This is a genomic window from Pelagibacterium halotolerans (assembly GCF_044811015.1).
Taxonomy (GTDB): Bacteria; Pseudomonadota; Alphaproteobacteria; order Rhizobiales; family Devosiaceae; genus Pelagibacterium; species Pelagibacterium halotolerans_A.
Map to the genome: position 1 here is coordinate 1,379,203 of NZ_CP085243.1, position 15,964 is coordinate 1,395,166.

Below are 15,964 nucleotides of genomic sequence, written 5' to 3' on the forward strand. Positions count from 1 at the left end.
ATGAAACGATGACGCGCTCACCGCTCTCGAAAGGTCAAGCATATCTCCTGCACCACCTCCGGCGCCCCTGGACGTGGCTTGGCGTCGTTGCGCTCACTCTTATCGTCGTGATCGGCAGCGTAGGCGGCGACTACGCAACGCGAGCCTATCTCGAGACCACTGCCGAGCGCGGGCGCAATACGGTTACGCTCGCGGTTGCCGCATTGCGCGCACAGATGGCCCGGTACCTGGAATTGCCAGAATTGATTGCAGATCAGCAGAGCATCAAAGCGGTTGTCGCCGATCCGGGCAACCCTGCAGAAGTGGTCGCTGCCAATATTTACCTATTGGAAACGAACGCACTGCTCGAAGCGACGCAGATTTATGTGCTGGTGCCGGACGGCACGACCGTTGCGGCGTCCAACTTCCTCGGCCCGACGTCGTTCGCGGGCGAGCGCTTCGATGACCGCCCCTATTTTCAGGATGTTATATCGGGGCGAGAGGAGCGGTTTTTCGCGCTGAGTTCCGACACTGACGACCGCGGCTATTATTTCGGTGCGCCGATCCGCGTGAACGGCACGATTGAAGGGGCGCTTGTGTTCAAGGTCGATGCCGGCGCGCTCGAGGACGGCTGGCGTGGCGCAGATTACGAGATCATCGTCGCCGATCCCGAAGGGACGATCTTCATGAGCGGACGGCCAGAATGGCTGTTAACGGGCATCAGGCCCGTCCAAGGCGGACGCGCCGACAGCGAGAACACTGTCTACGCCAACGCGCGCGTGCGCGACCTTCCAGTGTCGCGTACGACGGCCGAGGAGGGTCATGAGCTCCTCACTATTTCCGGCAATGAGGAAACAACGGAATATCTAGTGGTCAGCGAAACGCTGCCAGAGGCAGACTGGACGCTGAGTGTACTGCTGGATACTGCGCCCGCGCGGGCGCAGGCGCTCAACACCGTCATCGCCGCACTTCTTGTCGTAGGCGTATTGGTCCTCGGCGTCGCCGTTTACCTCCAGCGTGGGGCACGCCTGCGCGAGCGCATGGATCTCCAGCGAGAGGCCAGGGAATTGCTCGAACACCGTGTTGCCGAGCGCACTGTCGAGCTTGCCGCCGTCAACAAACGGCTCGAAGGTGAGGTCGCCGAACGCCGCGCCACTGAGGATCGCCTGCGCAAGACCCAGGCGGACCTCATCCAGGCAGGCAAGCTCGCGGCGCTTGGCCAGATGTCCGCGGCACTTTCGCACGAGTTCAACCAGCCGCTCGCCGCAGCGCGCAATTATGCCGATAACACGCAGGTGCTGATCGAGCGTGGTCGGATCGATGAAGCTGCGGAAAACGTGTCGCGCATCGCAGGGCTCATAGACCGTATGGGTTCGATTTCGCGCCACCTGAGAAACTTCGCACGCAAGCCCAACCAGAAGCTCTCCGCAGTGCCCGTAGCCCAGGCAATCACTGATGCGCTCGACATTCTGGGCTGGCGCGTTAAACAGACGGCGGTCCAAATAGAAACGGATTTCCCCGATACACCACTTTATGCGCGCGGCGGTCCGGTCCGGTTGCAGCAAGTGCTCGTGAACATTCTTTCAAACGCGATCGACGCGGTGAGCGAAACCAACGACAAACGTATTAAGCTCAGTGTCCAGGGCGACGGTCAGACCGTTGTCATCGCAATCCGGGATCACGGCCCGGGCATCGCTGAAGGTCTCGGCGAGCGCATTTTCGACCCGTTCTTTTCCACCAAGGGCGTGGGCAAAGGGCTCGGTCTGGGGCTTTCGATCTCGTATAACATCGTCAAGGATTTTGGTGGTGAGTTGCGTGCGGCCAACCACCCCGAGGGTGGCGCGGTCTTTACCGTCGAGCTCGTGGAAACTGGAGCCGCAGTAGCCGAGGCCGCGCAATGAAACCGGGCAAGGTTCTTCTGATCGATGACGAGGATGAACTGCGTCAATCGACGGCACAGGCGCTCGATCTAGCTGGTTTCGCGGTCGAGCATTTCGCCACCGCCGAACGAGCGCTCGACCTCGTAGGGTTCGGGTTCAAGGGCATCGTCATCACCGACATCCGCATGCCCGGCATGGACGGCCTCAGCCTCATGAACCGCATCCATGCTCTCGACCGCGACATTCCGGTCATTCTCTTTACGGGTCACGGAGAAGTGCAACTTGCCGTGCGCGCGATGCGCGAAGGAGCCTTCGACTTCATAGAGAAGCCCTTCCCCAGCGGCCAGCTCACCGAAATCGCCGCCCGCGCACTCGACTACCGCCGCCTCGTCCTCGAAAACCGCGTGCTGCGCGCCGCCGCTGGGCAAAGCGACGATCTTGAGCAGCGCATGCTGGGCCGCTCCAATGCGATGATCGATCTGCGCCGTAAAGTGCGCACCGTCGGGCCCACAGATGCGGACGTGCTCATCGTCGGCCCAACCGGCTCGGGCAAGGAAGTCGCAGCCCGCGCATTGCACGACCTTTCAAGCAGAGCCCAAAAGCCGTTTATCGCCATCAACTGCGCGGCACTTCCAGCCAACCTAATCGAAAGTGAACTCTTCGGCCACGAGGCTGGTGCCTTCCCCGGCGCGATGCGGGCACGGTTCGGCAAGTTCGAGCACGCGCAGGGCGGCACGATCCTGCTCGACGAAATCGGTTCGATGCCGCTCGACGTACAAGGCAAATTACTGCGCGTCATCCAGGAGCGCATCATCACCCGACTGGGGAGCAACGAACCCCTACCGCTCGACGTGCGGTTTCTCGCAACCTCCAAGACCGATCTCTCCAAAGACGTCGCTGAAGGCAGGTTCCGATCCGACCTGCTCTACCGGCTTAACGTCATCACGCTAGAAGTCCCTCCGCTCGAAGACCGCCGCGAGGATATTCCGCTCCTTTTCATGCAGCTGGTGACCGAGGCGGCGTCCCGCTACCGGCGCGATCCCGTTGCGGTCCCACCGCATGTCATCGCCGCACTGAGTGAACGGAAATGGCCCGGCAATGTGCGCGAACTTCGCAACGCCGCGGACCGGTACGCGCTCGACCTCGGCCTTCCCTTTACCGGCGAGGAGAACAGCGCGCCCGATGGCGGGAAGCGGCTCGCAGAGCGCGTGGCCGATTTTGAGCGCAGCATCATCGAAAACGCGCTGCGCGCGCATGGCGGACGCATCAGACCAGTTTATGAAACTTTGGGCCTGTCGCGCAAATCGCTTTACGAAAAGATGCAGAAACACGGCATCGACCGTCGCCAGTTCCTGCTTGAACCGGGCGCCGAAGTCGAATGATGGGTGGGAATCCACCCACACTTTTGCGCCCATGATACCGTTTCCACACATAGCCCGCCGCTTTTGCGAAAAAAGAGTCGCGTGACGCAGCCACAGCGCTTGCGCATGTCGATCTCATGGGGACTTTTCGAGTATCGCATTCGGCGCGGAGGAGGATATCCGGTGCCGGATGGGTTGAACTGACAAAGCTAAACCCAACGGGAGGACGCAATGCGTTTCACCACTTTTGCTGCCATCGCGGCAGCGTCAATGCTCGTGGCTGCGCCGGCTTTCGCGCAGGACGACCGGGCCGACTGGCCGTCGAGCCTCACGATCGGCACCGCCAGCCAGGGCGGCACCTACTTCATCTACGGCACTGGCCTGGGTGGTCTGATCACCGAGGAACTCGGCATCAATGCCTCGGGCGAAGTGACTGGCGGGCCGGTTCAGAACGCTACGCTGGTCGAAACCGGCGACCACCAGATCGGCCTCGTTACGATGGGCCCCGCCTATGATGCCTGGACGGGGCAATCTGAACTGGCGCCGGGCGTCGAACACAAGAACCTGCGCGCGCTCTTCCCGATGTATCAGACGCCGTTCCAGGCCGTTGCGCTCACCTCTTCGGGCATCGACTCGGTCGACGATCTCGACGGCAAGCGCGTCGCGGTTGGCCCCGCCGGCGGCACCTCGGCAACGTATTGGCCGCGCTTCTTCGAAATCCTGGGCGTGTCGCCCGACGTGAGCTATGCGGGCGCCAATGACGCCGTCGGTCAGGTCAAGGACGGCCTTATTGACACATTTGCCTTTTCGGCCGGTCTGCCCATCGCGGCGTTCGCGCAAATCGCCGCGGAAAACGACGTCAACATTTTCGCGTTTACCGAAGAGCAGCGCGGCCAGATCCTCGAGGCGCGTCCCGAGCTTGCCGCCTTCGACATTCCCGCCGGCACCTATGAAGGCTTCGAGGATCCTCAGCTCACCGTTGCGCTCTGGAACTTCGCAGTCGCGAACCAGGATATGCCCGAAAGCCTCGCCTATGAGATCACCAAGCTCGTGATGGAGAATACCGAGAGCATGGTGCAGATCCACTCGGCCGCGCGCGAAACGCTTCCTGAGAACGTCGACAAGAACACCTTCCTGCCGTTCCACCCCGGCGCGGTGCGGTACTTCGAAGAAATCGGCATCGAAATTCCCGAAGACCTGCGCGGCTGACGCCACCAACTTACACCAGGACGGATGGCGGTATGCCGCCATCCGCTTACGAAACGTTAGGCGGCCGCGTATGCCGCCGGTCGGGGACGAGTGGCCCCGGGGAGGATCTCACAATGTCGAAGACGAACGCAACCGCATCGCAACGCGATGCCGGCCCGATGATCGCACAGGGCGTGGACGAGGAACCTCTCGCCACCAACCAGCGCTCGCCGCAGGGGCGCCTCAACTGGTTCGTTGTCGTATTGTGCATCGCCTATACGGCGTTCCACGTTCTAACGATGAACCTCTATCCGCTTGAGACGTGGACCTACCGGCTGATCCACGTCGCAGGCGGGCTGTTTATCGGGTTCCTCATCTATTCGGCGCTTTCGCTCTCACCTGAAGCGCCGCAGGAAAAAGCCAAACGTTCGCCCCTGGAACTGGGTCTCCTCGTGGTTGCGGCTGGGGGCATCGGCTATGGCTTCGCGATGATTGCCTATGCCTGGCTCGGCCTTTGGGCCGCTGGCATCCGTATGCCTGACCCGTTCGTTTTTTCGAGCTACGGTCTTCCACTGGTCGTCGGCACAGCAGCAGCAATAGCTGCCGGCTGGCTTTTCGGCGATCGCAACGCGCATCGCATCTATGTGGCGGACTGGCTCTTGGGCATCGCCTCGCTCGCCGTTCTCGGCTACATCCTCTTCAACGTCGAACCGATCCGGCTGCGCGCGGGCACAGCGCTTGCGCAAACCGCTGACTTTTACGCCGCGCTCGTCGGTGTCGCGCTCATCCTCGAATTGACCCGCCGCGTGGCCGGGCTCGCGCTCGTCATCATCGCAGGCGTCTTCATCGCTTACTCCTTCCTCGGACCGTGGCTGCCGGGCTTCCTCACTCACCGCGGTTATTCCCCGGAACGGTTCTTCACCTATATCTTCACCGATCAGGGCATTCTGGGCGCTCCGATCGCCGTCTCCTCGACCTACATCATCCTCTTCATCACCTTCGCGGCGTTCCTGCAGGCCTCGCGCGTTGGCGATTATTTCGTCAACTTCGCGTTTGCCGGCGCTGGCGGCTGGCGCGGTGGTCCGGCAAAGGTGGCAGTCTTTGCCTCGGGCCTCATGGGCATGATCAACGGCACGTCCGCCGGCAACGTGGTCGCGACTGGCTCGCTCACCATCCCGCTGATGAAAAAGGTCGGCTATCCGTCCCGCAGTGCGGCGGCGATCGAAGCCACCGCGTCCTCGGGCGGGCAAATCCTGCCACCGATCATGGGCGCGGGCGCGTTCATCATGGCCGAGGTGACGGGCATTCCCTACACCGAGATCGTCATCGCCGCGATCATTCCGGCGCTGCTCTATTTCGTCTCGGTCTTCTTCATGGTGGACCTGCAGGCGACCAAGCTCGGCATGAAGGGCCTGCCCAAGGACGAATTGCCGAAATTCACGGTCCTCGCCAAGCAGGTCTATCTCTTCCTGCCCATCATCATCCTGATCTATACGCTGTTTTCAGGCTATTCCGTCATCCGCGCCGGCACGCTGGCGATGGCGTCGGCGGCTGTGGTGTCGTGGTTCACGCCCTATAAGATGGGTCCGATTGCCTTCGCCAAGGCGCTCGAACTCGCGGCGAAAATGGCCATTCAGCTCGTTGCGGTCTGTGCCGCCGCAGGGATCATCGTGGGTGTCATCGCATTGACCGGCGTCGGCGCGCGGTTCTCTACGCTCCTTTTAGGGATCGCCGAGCAGAACCAGCTCATTGCCCTCTTCTTTGCGATGTGCATTTCCATCATCCTGGGCATGGGCATGCCAACCACCGCAGCCTATGCGGTCGCGGCCGCCGTCGTTGCGCCAGGCCTCGTGCAACTGGGCATTCCCCCGCTCGTGGCGCACTTCTTCGTCTTCTACTACGCGGTCATGTCCGCCATCACGCCGCCGGTCGCGCTTGCCGCTTATGCTGGTGCCGGGCTTGCGGGTTCGGACCCGATGAAAACCTCGGTCGAAGCCTTCAAGTTCGGCCTCGCCGCCTTTGTCGTGCCCTTCATGTTCTTTTATAGCCACGAACTGCTCATGCAGGGGGCTTGGTACGACATCCTACACGTCGTCATCAGCGCGACCGTCGGCGTCTACCTGCTCTCAGCTGCGGTCCAGGGTTATTTCTTCGGCAAGATCGGCCCGATCCTTCGCGCGGTTTTGCTCGTCGCCGCCCTTTCGATGATCGACGGCGGCTGGCTTACCGATATCGTCGGACTAGGCGTCGGCGCGATCGTCTTCGCCATCCAGAAGGGTGGCCTGCGCGCCCGCACGGTCGTCCGGGGATCGGACTAATCCTCCACAGGTTCGAGCTCACCCAGTATCGTCGGGATGAGCTCGGACACTGTGGGATGAATGTGCATCGTATCGCGCAGAGCTGTGTAGGGAGCACCGGACTGTATCGCGTCGACAAGCACGTGAACGGCCTCGTCGCCCCCGACCCCGAATACAGCCCCACCGATGATCCTTTCACTGTCGGCGTCAACGATCACCTTCATGAAGCCCGTTGTCTCGCCCTTCTCGGTAGCGCGCGCCACGCGCGTCATTGGGCGCTTGCCGATAAGGACACGGCGCCCCGCCGCTTTGGCCTCAGCGACAGTCATCCCCGCTCGCCCGAGGGGCGGATCGGTATAAAGCGCATAGGCTTGCGTTCTGTCGGTAACCGCCCGCCCTGCCCCATCGATAAGATTGCCGGCAACGATCTCATAGTCATTGTATGCGGTATGGGTGAATGCGCCACGGCCATTGCAATCACCGAGAGCCCATATGCCTTCGACATTGGTCTCCAATGCATCGTCAGTGACGATATAGTCGCGCTCGTCCGTCACTATTCCCGCAACATCGAGACCGAGATCGTCGGTATTGGGACGCCGCCCAACGGCAAGAAGCACATGCGACCCCGCAACGCTCGGCGCTCCCTCTGTGCAATCCACCTTTACCGTCGGTCCCTCCGTTTCTTGTGAGAACGCAACGCAATCGGCGTTGAGCCGGAGTTCAATGCCTTCGGCTTCAAGCAACGCAGCCACCGTTTCAGATGTGTCCTCGTCCTCGCGCTTGAGCAGCCGGTCTCCCCGCTCGATCACGGTGACCGCACTGCCGAAGCGCCGGAACATTTGGGCAAATTCGAGCCCGACATAGCCACCGCCGACCACCACGAGGTGCCGCGGCACCGTATCGAGGTCGAGGATCGTGCTGTTGGTCAGCGCTTCGATCTCGTGGACGCCGGGATAGTCAGGAACGACGGCACGGCCCCCAACATTGAGAAAGATGCGCGGCGCCGTTATGTGCCTATCGCCGACCGCCAGCGTACGATCTCCAATAAAACGGACATGGCCACGGATCGGCGAGACCTTGTCGAGGCCGCCCAGCCAGCGTTCGAGGCCCGTTCGGGACTTCTCGACCATCTTGTCCTTGCGGTCCTTCACCGCCGCCATGTCGATGGTGACCGTACCGGAAATCTCCACGCCGTAGTCGGCGGCGCGGCGCGCCATATGCGCAGCATGGGCGCTGGCAACCATGGCCTTTGTCGGCGTGCAGCCGGTATTGACACAAGTGCCTCCGAAATGATGGCGCTCGACAATCGCGACCGCCATCCCCTCACTCGCCAGCCGGGCTGCAAGCGAAGGCCCCGCTTGGCCAGCACCGACAACAATGGCATCGAAACGCTCCACCATAGGTCTCCCTCTTCCAGTTCTGGCGCCAGGCGCGAGGCAGGCTACCACACGGATGCATGGTCTGGGGAACGGAGAACGCGACGCCAGCGTTCCTGTCCGATGCGCCGGACTCGTCTGTCCTGCTATCCGGACAGGTCGTCTGAATGCTGGAATCGATCGCCAACCCGCAGCATCAATTGCACCCGGAAATCCAGGGTTTGACGGTTCTCACGCTTCCAATCTCAACTTGGCACGCAATTTGAGGAAAGAGCGGTAGAGGGTCTGCGCTCATTGGGCGGGGCCTTAGGAGGATGGTTCCGCTCGACAGGCGCGGAACCAGGGAACCACAATAGCAGGACGCCATCGTCCAATCGGGAGGAATTCATGAATTTGTCCAGGACACTCGGCATGGCCGCATCGGCAATCCTAGCCGTCACCGGCGCTGTCACCGCGCAGGATACCGATCCGATCACGATTGCCCATGTTTACGGAAAGACCGGCGCGCTCGAGGCCTACGCCACGCAGTCGCATAACGGTCTCATGCTGGGGCTGGAATACTATACCGACGGCACGATGGAAGTGGCCGGGCGGCCCATAGAGGTGATCGAGAAGGATACCCAACTCCAGCCTGATATCGGGCGCGCCATGCTCGCAGAAGCCTATGGCGACGACGAAGTCGACCTCGCGGTTGGCGGTGTCAGCTCGGGGGTTGCGCTCGCGATGCTGCCGGTGGCCGAGGAGTATGGCAAGGTCTTCATCGTCGAACCGGCTGTGGCCGACTCCATCACCGGCGAAAACTGGAACCGCTACATCTTCCGCACGGGACGCAATTCGTCCCAGGATGCCATCGCCAACGCCGTTGCGCTCGGCCAGGAGGGTGTCAAGATCGCTACGCTTGCGCAGGACTATGCCTTTGGCCGCGACGGCGTTGCCGCATTCCGCGAAGCGCTCGAAGGGACCGGTGCCGAACTGGTGTTCGAGGAATACGCGCCGCAGGATACCACAGACTTCACGGCCCACGCCCAGCGCATTTTCGATGCGCTCGACGGCGAGGACGGCCGTAAGGTCATCTTCGTGATCTGGGCTGGTGGCGGCAATCCGCTGGGCAAAATCCAGGATATGGACCCAGGCCGTCTCGGTATCGAACTCGCCACCGGGGGCAACATCCTGCCCGCGTTGGTCGCTTATCGGGATTTTCCCGGCATGGAAGGGGCGACCTATTACTACTACGAAAACCCGGAAAATCCGATCAACGATTGGCTTGTCGAGCAGCATGAAGCCCGCTTCGGCAGCCCGCCCGACTTCTTCACCGCAGGCGGCTTTGCAGCAGCGGGAGCAATCGTTGCGGCGCTCGAGGCGACCGGCGGGGATACCGACACCGAGACGCTGATTTCGACCATGGAAGGCATGAGCTGGGATACGCCAAAGGGCGAGATGACCTTCCGGCCCGAAGACCATCAGGCGATGCAGGATATGTATCACTTCAAGATCGAGGTGCAGGAGGGCGTCGAGTGGGGCGTTCCAGCCCTCGTTGAGGTGATCGAGGCCGAAGAAATGGACGTTCCGATCCGGAACTGACCTCCTCTTTCTTCGGCACGCGGCAGGCGACGGGGACGCGCCTGCCGCGACCTTTCTGTTCAGCGAAAGACAGGCGATGCTAGAGACCACCGCGCCAGCCCTGCAAACCCGCGACTTGACGATCCGCTTTGGCGGCCATGTTGCCGTGGATGCGGTCACCTATAACTTCCGGCCCGGACGCCTGGTCGCCATCGTCGGACCGAACGGGGCTGGCAAGACGACGTATTTCAACCTGATTTCCGGCCAGTTGCGCGCCAGTGGCGGCACCGTGATCCACCGTGGTGAGGATATCACGCGCCTCTCTGTTCCCGAGCGCACGCGGCGCGGCATAGGGCGGGCGTTTCAGCTTACCAACCTCTTTCCACGACTGTCCGTGCTCGAAAACGTCCGCCTCGCCATCCAGGCGCGGCACCCCGGCGCGATGCATCTGTTCCGTCTCGCGGACGCTGACCGGCCCACAATTGAAGCCGCGATGGGCTATATCGAACGCTGTGGACTGGCGGGCCGGCGCAGCGAGCCCGCCGCCAATCTCCCACATGGCGACCAGCGCAAGCTTGAGGTGGCGCTGCTGCTGGCGCTCGAAAGCTCCATCGTCATGTTCGATGAACCGACCGCCGGCATGAGCGCTGACGAAGCACCGATCATTCTTGAACTGATCCGGTCGATCAAGGCGGATACGAGCAAGACCATCATCCTCGTCGAGCATAAGATGGACGTCATCCGCTCGCTCGCCGACGAGATCATGGTTCTGCACAACGGCCAGCTTGTCGCTTCCGGCGCACCGGCAGACGTCATGAAGTCCGACGTCGTGCGCGACGCCTATCTTGGGACGATGGGACACTAGTGCCCCACTTCGTCCAAATTGACAGGCGTCAGCCTGGCGATTTGGGTGAAGGTAACGGGGCCACGGCAAAAAATGAGTGAGGCGCTTCTCATTGATGTCCTTCAAACAACATGAAGCGCCTCACCAGGAGGGGCTATGGTCGACACGAATACGCTTTTGTCGCTCTCGGGCGTCCACACCAATATCGGGCAGTACCATATCCTGCATGGGGTGGATCTGGAGGTTCCGCGCGGCCAGCTCACCATGCTGCTCGGACGCAATGGCGCTGGCAAGACCACGACAATGCGGACGATCATGAAGCTCTGGCCGGTCCGTAACGGCCGGATCGTCTTCGCGGGCGAGGACATCACCAGGCTCGCGACGCCCGAAACCGCGCGGCGCGGCATCGCCTATGTGCCCGAAACAATGGGCATTTTTGGAACCCTGAGCGTCGAAGAGAACATGCTTCTGGCGGCGCGCAGCGGCGAGCCCGATGCGAACCGGCTCGAATGGATCTACGAGCTTTTTCCGGCGCTAAGGAAATTCTGGCGCTGGCCCGCCGGACAGCTTTCAGGCGGACAGAAACAGATGCTCGCCATCGCACGCGCGATCATAGAGCCTGCGGATCTGCTGCTCATCGATGAACCCACCAAGGGTCTCGCCCCCACCATCATCGACGCGCTTGCGACCGCCATTGTCGCGCTCAAAGAGACCGGCGTCACCATACTGATGGTCGAACAGAACTTCGCCCTTGCCGAGCGCGTAGGCGACTGGGTCGCGGTTATGGACGACGGCAGGATCATCCACACCGGCACCATGGCAGCGTTGAGCGCTGACGCGGCCCTGCAAGGCCGGTTGCTGGGCTTCGACGTTGGGGGAGACGCGGCATGAGCGCGAACATCGAACCGGTCGGCCTCTCGGGCGCCGACCGTGGCCTATTCGGATATGTTCGGGACCGGCTCGCCTATTTCACGGTCCCTGCACTCATCGCCCTGGCATTCCTGCCGATCGGCAGCATGCCGACCTGGGGCACACTGACCCTCGCCGGGCTCGCCATGGGGCTGATGATTTTCATCATGGCATCCGGCCTCACACTCGTTTTCGGGCTGATGGACGTTCTCAATTTCGGGCACGGCGCGATGATCTCGTTCGGCGCTTTTGTTGGGGTGTCGGCACTCCTGGCCCTCGGGCCGCTCTATGGCGCCGCCGGGATCGAACTCAACCTCCTTGCCCTCTTGCTGGGTGCACTTGCCGCCATGATCGCCGCCGGCGCCCTCGGCCTCGTCTTCGAGCGTCTCATCGTGCGTCCCGTCTATGGCCATCACCTCAAGCAAATCCTGATCACCACCGGCGGGCTGATCGTCATCGAACAGCTCATCGTCGTCATCTGGGGACCGAACGAAATCCCCATCCCACGCCCCGAAAGCCTCAAGGGCGCCTTCATCGTCGGCGGCATCGTTCTCGAAAAATACCGCCTGCTCGCCATCGGACTCGGCCTCGCCCTATTCGCCGCGCTGCGGATCATTTTGACGAGGACCAAGATCGGGCTGCTCGTCCGGGCGGGCGTAGAGAACCGCGAAATGGTGGAATCGCTGGGCTACCGCATCTCGGTCCTCTTCATCGGAGTCTTCGTCGTCGCCTCCGCGCTCGGTGGGCTGGGCGGCGTCATGTGGGGGCTCTACGACGAGGTGATCACCGCGCAAATGGGCATGAGCGTGATGATCCTCGTTTTCATCACCATTATCATCGGCGGTCTGGGTTCGATCGAAGGATGCTTCGTCGCAGCACTACTGATCGGGCTGACCAACAATTACGTCGCCTATCTCGCGCCCAAGCTGTCGCTGGGTTCGGCAATCCTGCTCATGGTGCTCGTTCTGATGTGGCGGCCAAACGGCCTCCTGCGGCCCAGCGGTTCGAGGTAAGCGAAGATGTTCAAGTCCATTCTTTCAGGCGATACGCCCGGCAAGCCGCTCCTGAGCCTCATCATCATAGCCATTGTCCTCTGCCTCGCCTTAGCGCCGTTCATCTTCCCCGGCACGCGCTCGGTCGATACGGCGGCACGCATCTGCATCATCATCGCGCTTGTCGCGAGCTATGACCTGCTGCTCGGCTATACCGGCATCGTTTCCTTCGCCCACACCATGTTCTTCGGCCTCGGCGCGTACGGCGTCGCTATCGCCTCGTACAATATGGGTCCCGGTTGGGGCTCCATTGGTCTCGGCGCTTTGATCGGCGTGGCAATCGCAGCGGTTCTCGCCCTGATTATCGCCCTCGCTTCGCTGCGCGTGCGGGCGATCTTCTTCGCCATGATCACGCTTGCGGTTTCGAGCGCCTTCGGCATCCTCGTCTCACAACTTTATACGATCACCGGCGGTGAGGACGGACTGACCTATCGCGTTCCGCAAATCCTGACCCCGGCCTTCAAGCTCGCCGATTTCCGCATCCTAGACGTGCGGCTCGACGGCAAACTGCTCGCCTACTATCTTGTCTTCGCCGGCGCCGCGGCCCTGTTTCTCATCCTGCTGCGCTTCGTCAATTCGCCCTTCGGCCGCGTACTGCAAGCCATCCGAGAGAATGACTTCCGCGCCGAAGCGCTGGGCTTCAAGACAGTTTATTACCGCACGATCGCGTCAGTAATATCGGCGGTTGCCGCCGCGCTCGCCGGCGTCCTTTTTGCCATCTGGCTGCGTTATACCGGCCCCGACACAACGCTTTCGCTCGACCTGATGATCGACATCCTCGTCATGGTCGTGATCGGCGGCATGGGAACCATGTGGGGGGCGATCCTGGGCGCGACGATCTTCGTTCTGGCACAGAACTACCTGCGCGACGTGATGGGCACCGCGAGCGCGGTAACGGCGGACATTCCCATCGCCACAGACCTATTACATCCGGACCGGTGGCTCTTCTGGCTCGGTCTCCTGTTCATCCTCAGCGTCTACTTTTTCCCGACAGGCATTGTCGGGCGGTTCAGGGGAAAAATCGAATGACGCAACCGATCTCCCGCTATTTCACCCTGCGCCACAGGGAAATCCACGTCACCCAATGGGGAACCTCGGACAAGCCCGCGCTCGTCATGTGGCACGGCCTTGCCCGGACGGGCCGCGATTTCGATACGATTGCGCGGGCTTTGAGCGGCGAATATTTCATCCTCGCGCCGGATACGCTGGGCCGGGGCCTGAGCCAATGGGCCGAGAATCCGGCGCGCGACTACCGGCTTGACACGTTCGGCGCGATGGCCATGGAAATGCTCGACACACTCGGCATTGCCACATGCCGTTGGATCGGCACGTCCATGGGCGGCGCCATCGGCATGCATCTCGCCGGCGGTTCCATGCGCGAGCGCATCACTCACCTTGTCATTAACGATATCGGTCCGGAAATTCCCGCGGAGGCAGTCGAGCGCATTTCGGCCTATGTCGGCAACCCTCCGGTTTTCGACACGATCGGCGAACTCGAAGCCTGGCTGCGTACCGTCTATGCGCCGTTCGGGACCCTGAGCGATACCGAATGGCGGACGATGGCGGAAAGTTCGACCCGGCGTACGGATACAGGTAAAGTGACGGTCCACTACGACCCGCGCATCGTCGCCCAGTTCGACGCCAAGAACGATGTCGGCGACCAATGGTCTGATTTCGACGCCATCACCGCGCCGACGCTGCTGATCCGCGGCATGGAAAGCGACCTCCTGCGTGAAGATCTTGCAGTCCGCATGCAGGCGCGCGGTTCGCGCCTGCAACGGCTGGATATCCCCCATATCGGCCACGCCCCTGCGCTCAACGTTCCCGCACAGATCGAGCCCGTGCGAGCGTTTCTGCGCGGCTGATATCTGGTGATCTGCGGCGGGCTCTCTGGTGGTCGAAAGCTCGCTCGCCACGTCCTTGATCTGCACCCCACCGGCTATTAGGCGACGGATATCCTCGCCTTCGCGTTCTTTCATAATGCTCAAGGCCGGAGTTGAGGGTGATCACCAACGCAATCCAGAGACTCGGTCTCAAGCATAAAATCGTCATGATCACGCACGAATTGACGCCGACCCGCCGCCAATTGCTGCGTGATGGCATTCTGGGTGTCGTTATCGATCGAAATCTGTCGCTCGATGAGAAGTAGTGCCTGTATCGCGCTTTGACGTGCGTCAAACACGCTGCTCTCTAGATAGCGTATCGTTGGTGGGGAAATCGCGGAGGACGGCATGAAAAAGATCGTTGCAGGATTGGATGGATCGGCACACGGGGAAGCCGTGGTTGCAGCCGCAGCCGATCTGGCCAAAACATATGCTGCGTCGCTCACTCTGGTTCACGTTGCTGAAAAGCGCAGATTCGGGGAGGCGGAGTGGCACTATGGCGAGGCCGACATGCCGGTTCATACCAGCCGTTTCGGTGCGCGCATGATCGAAGAGATGCCGGACTGGTATACGGATATCAATTCCCAGGAGGCTCTGCGCAGATACGACCTTCAATCCGCTGCCATTGAGGAAGCGGTGGGCGAATCCGTTCTCGCGCACGGTCGGGACATTGCCGAGGGCGCCGGTATCAGCGAAATTGCCTCGGAACTCCGTTACGGCGATCCGGCGCAGGAAATCCTTGAGGTAGTGGACGATGTTGGGGCAGACTTGATCGTCCTGGGCCGGCGTGGAATGAACCGCTTTGCGGAACTCCTGCTCGGCAGTGTCTCCCAAAAGGTTTTGCACCATACACGGACGAACGTCCTGCTGGTCGCAACCGACGCCCGCGATTAGGTCAGCGGGAACGCCTCATATCTTTCCTTTTGTCGTGTCGAGCGCTTCGGCCGGACCGGATCGGTCTCGCGCGCCCATACGTCGCTCGTTTGGCCGGCTATTCGGGATATCCGTGCCGGGCATAAAAGCGATCGATCTCGTTCTGGGCTGGGGGGTGGCCGGTAAAGACCTCGACGTATTGGGGAATACGCTTCATGCGGACGGATATGTCTTCCTGCGTCTGCATCGAAATATACCCGATCTGAACGAGATAGATCGTGCGGGCCCTGACATCTGCCGACGCCTCGCCCAATCCAAACCGCATAAGCATCCGGCCTAGCGCATCGAGGCGCTGCCGGTCGGCGGCCTGCACCTCGGCGAGAATCTCTGGCGATTGAAGCGCCCAGCTTCTGACCGCGAACTCAAACCGCGCGTCAAAGAGCGCACTATCCAGCCAGCAGTCGAAAACGTTGAGCATCGCCTCGGCGACCGTCTCGGCATAGGCTTCTGATTGTTTGACCAGATTGCCCGTGTTCTTCTCGCGCCACCGCGCGATCAGGGCATCGAGCAATGCCTCCCGGTCTTTGAAAAACCAGTAAAAGCTCGTCCGTGACAGACCGAGCTTTTTCGCCAGCGGCTGGATCTTGACCGCATCGACACCCGCCTCGAGCAGCGCATTGTACGCTGCCTCCCACCACAGGTCCGCAGACCCCCGCCAGCCGCTCTCGTTCATGGTCCGCTCCATATGCCCATCGTATTGAA

14 protein-coding genes are annotated in these 15,964 nt (G+C 61.5%); 12 read left to right on the forward strand and 2 right to left on the reverse strand.

Going from position 1 to position 15,964, the window contains the following annotated elements; translation table 11 throughout:
• Window positions 1-8: 8 nt before the first annotated feature.
• The 4 genes from LG281_RS06830 to LG281_RS06845 all read left to right on the forward strand — a co-directional run bounded on the left by LG281_RS06830 (window position 9) and on the right by LG281_RS06845 (window position 6,726).
• Window positions 9-1,880: an ATP-binding protein gene (locus LG281_RS06830; protein WP_404405656.1), complete on the forward strand. Its 1,872-nt coding sequence runs from the start codon at window positions 9-11 to the stop codon at window positions 1,878-1,880.
• Window positions 1,877-3,241 (forward strand): sigma-54-dependent transcriptional regulator, encoded by a 1,365-nt coding sequence (locus tag LG281_RS06835; protein WP_404405658.1) that lies wholly within the window; start codon window positions 1,877-1,879, stop codon window positions 3,239-3,241. The genes LG281_RS06830 and LG281_RS06835 overlap by 4 nt, the downstream gene beginning before the upstream one ends.
• Window positions 3,242-3,451: 210 nt before the next feature.
• Window positions 3,452-4,429 carry a TAXI family TRAP transporter solute-binding subunit gene (locus LG281_RS06840; protein WP_404405660.1) on the forward strand — a complete coding sequence of 326 codons (978 nt, stop codon included), beginning with the start codon at window positions 3,452-3,454 and terminating at the stop codon, window positions 4,427-4,429.
• Window positions 4,430-4,542: 113 nt separating this feature from the next.
• The gene (locus LG281_RS06845; protein WP_404405662.1) at window positions 4,543-6,726 is read left to right on the forward strand and encodes a TRAP transporter permease; all 2,184 of its coding nucleotides are present in this window, start codon (window positions 4,543-4,545) and stop codon (window positions 6,724-6,726) included.
• Here LG281_RS06845 and LG281_RS06850 read toward each other — a convergent pair.
• Entirely contained in the window at window positions 6,723-8,105 is a 1,383-nt protein-coding gene (locus LG281_RS06850; RefSeq protein ID WP_404405664.1) for an FAD-containing oxidoreductase, read from the reverse strand. The two genes, LG281_RS06845 and LG281_RS06850, sit on opposite strands and share 4 nt — an antisense overlap.
• 369 nt (window positions 8,106-8,474) lie before the next feature.
• Between LG281_RS06850 and LG281_RS06855 the strand changes: the two genes are divergently transcribed.
• From LG281_RS06855 to LG281_RS06890, 8 genes are all read left to right on the forward strand, one after another.
• Complete coding sequence (locus LG281_RS06855) at window positions 8,475-9,662, forward strand: substrate-binding domain-containing protein (protein WP_404406651.1); 1,188 nt, start codon at window positions 8,475-8,477, stop codon at window positions 9,660-9,662.
• 76 nt (window positions 9,663-9,738) lie between these two features.
• Window positions 9,739-10,506: an ABC transporter ATP-binding protein gene (locus tag LG281_RS06860; RefSeq protein WP_404405666.1), complete on the forward strand. Its 768-nt coding sequence runs from the start codon at window positions 9,739-9,741 to the stop codon at window positions 10,504-10,506.
• Window positions 10,507-10,641: 135 nt separating this feature from the next.
• Window positions 10,642-11,376 (forward strand): ABC transporter ATP-binding protein, encoded by a 735-nt coding sequence (locus tag LG281_RS06865; protein ID WP_404405668.1) that lies wholly within the window; start codon window positions 10,642-10,644, stop codon window positions 11,374-11,376.
• Complete coding sequence (locus tag LG281_RS06870) at window positions 11,373-12,407, forward strand: branched-chain amino acid ABC transporter permease (protein WP_404405670.1); 1,035 nt, start codon at window positions 11,373-11,375, stop codon at window positions 12,405-12,407. Before LG281_RS06865 ends, LG281_RS06870 begins: the two co-directional genes overlap by 4 nt.
• Before the next feature lie 6 nt (window positions 12,408-12,413).
• A complete protein-coding gene (locus LG281_RS06875) occupies window positions 12,414-13,475 on the forward strand; it encodes a branched-chain amino acid ABC transporter permease (RefSeq protein ID WP_404405672.1) in 1,062 nt (353 codons plus the stop codon).
• Complete coding sequence (locus LG281_RS06880) at window positions 13,472-14,311, forward strand: alpha/beta fold hydrolase (protein WP_404405674.1); 840 nt, start codon at window positions 13,472-13,474, stop codon at window positions 14,309-14,311. Before LG281_RS06875 ends, LG281_RS06880 begins: the two co-directional genes overlap by 4 nt.
• A 137-nt stretch (window positions 14,312-14,448) precedes the next feature.
• Entirely contained in the window at window positions 14,449-14,595 is a 147-nt protein-coding gene (locus LG281_RS06885; RefSeq protein WP_404405676.1) for a hypothetical protein, read from the forward strand.
• A gap of 82 nt (window positions 14,596-14,677) precedes the next feature.
• The gene (locus LG281_RS06890) at window positions 14,678-15,223 is read left to right on the forward strand and encodes a universal stress protein (RefSeq protein ID WP_404405678.1); all 546 of its coding nucleotides are present in this window, start codon (window positions 14,678-14,680) and stop codon (window positions 15,221-15,223) included.
• Between the two features lie 97 nt (window positions 15,224-15,320).
• Here LG281_RS06890 and LG281_RS06895 read toward each other — a convergent pair whose 3' ends face one another.
• The gene (locus LG281_RS06895) at window positions 15,321-15,947 is read right to left on the reverse strand and encodes a TetR/AcrR family transcriptional regulator (protein WP_404405680.1); all 627 of its coding nucleotides are present in this window, start codon (window positions 15,945-15,947) and stop codon (window positions 15,321-15,323) included.
• Between the last annotated feature and the right edge of the window lie 17 nt (window positions 15,948-15,964).

Excerpts from the sequence above, each read along its gene's own strand:
- LG281_RS06895 (WP_404405680.1), bottom strand. The coding sequence starts at position 15,947 with ATGGAGCGGACCATGAACGAGAGCGGCTGGCGGGGGTCTGCGGACCTG.
- LG281_RS06890 (WP_404405678.1), top strand. The coding sequence starts at position 14,678 with ATGAAAAAGATCGTTGCAGGATTGGATGGATCGGCACACGGGGAAGCC.
- LG281_RS06835 (WP_404405658.1), top strand. The coding sequence starts at position 1,877 with ATGAAACCGGGCAAGGTTCTTCTGATCGATGACGAGGATGAACTGCGT.
- LG281_RS06870 (WP_404405670.1), top strand. The coding sequence starts at position 11,373 with ATGAGCGCGAACATCGAACCGGTCGGCCTCTCGGGCGCCGACCGTGGC.
- LG281_RS06840 (WP_404405660.1), top strand. The coding sequence starts at position 3,452 with ATGCGTTTCACCACTTTTGCTGCCATCGCGGCAGCGTCAATGCTCGTG.
- LG281_RS06875 (WP_404405672.1), top strand. The coding sequence starts at position 12,414 with ATGTTCAAGTCCATTCTTTCAGGCGATACGCCCGGCAAGCCGCTCCTG.
- LG281_RS06865 (WP_404405668.1), top strand. The coding sequence starts at position 10,642 with ATGGTCGACACGAATACGCTTTTGTCGCTCTCGGGCGTCCACACCAAT.
- LG281_RS06860 (WP_404405666.1), top strand. The coding sequence starts at position 9,739 with ATGCTAGAGACCACCGCGCCAGCCCTGCAAACCCGCGACTTGACGATC.
- LG281_RS06850 (WP_404405664.1), bottom strand. The coding sequence starts at position 8,105 with ATGGTGGAGCGTTTCGATGCCATTGTTGTCGGTGCTGGCCAAGCGGGG.
- LG281_RS06880 (WP_404405674.1), top strand. The coding sequence starts at position 13,472 with ATGACGCAACCGATCTCCCGCTATTTCACCCTGCGCCACAGGGAAATC.
- LG281_RS06845 (WP_404405662.1), top strand. The coding sequence starts at position 4,543 with ATGTCGAAGACGAACGCAACCGCATCGCAACGCGATGCCGGCCCGATG.
- LG281_RS06830 (WP_404405656.1), top strand. The coding sequence starts at position 9 with ATGACGCGCTCACCGCTCTCGAAAGGTCAAGCATATCTCCTGCACCAC.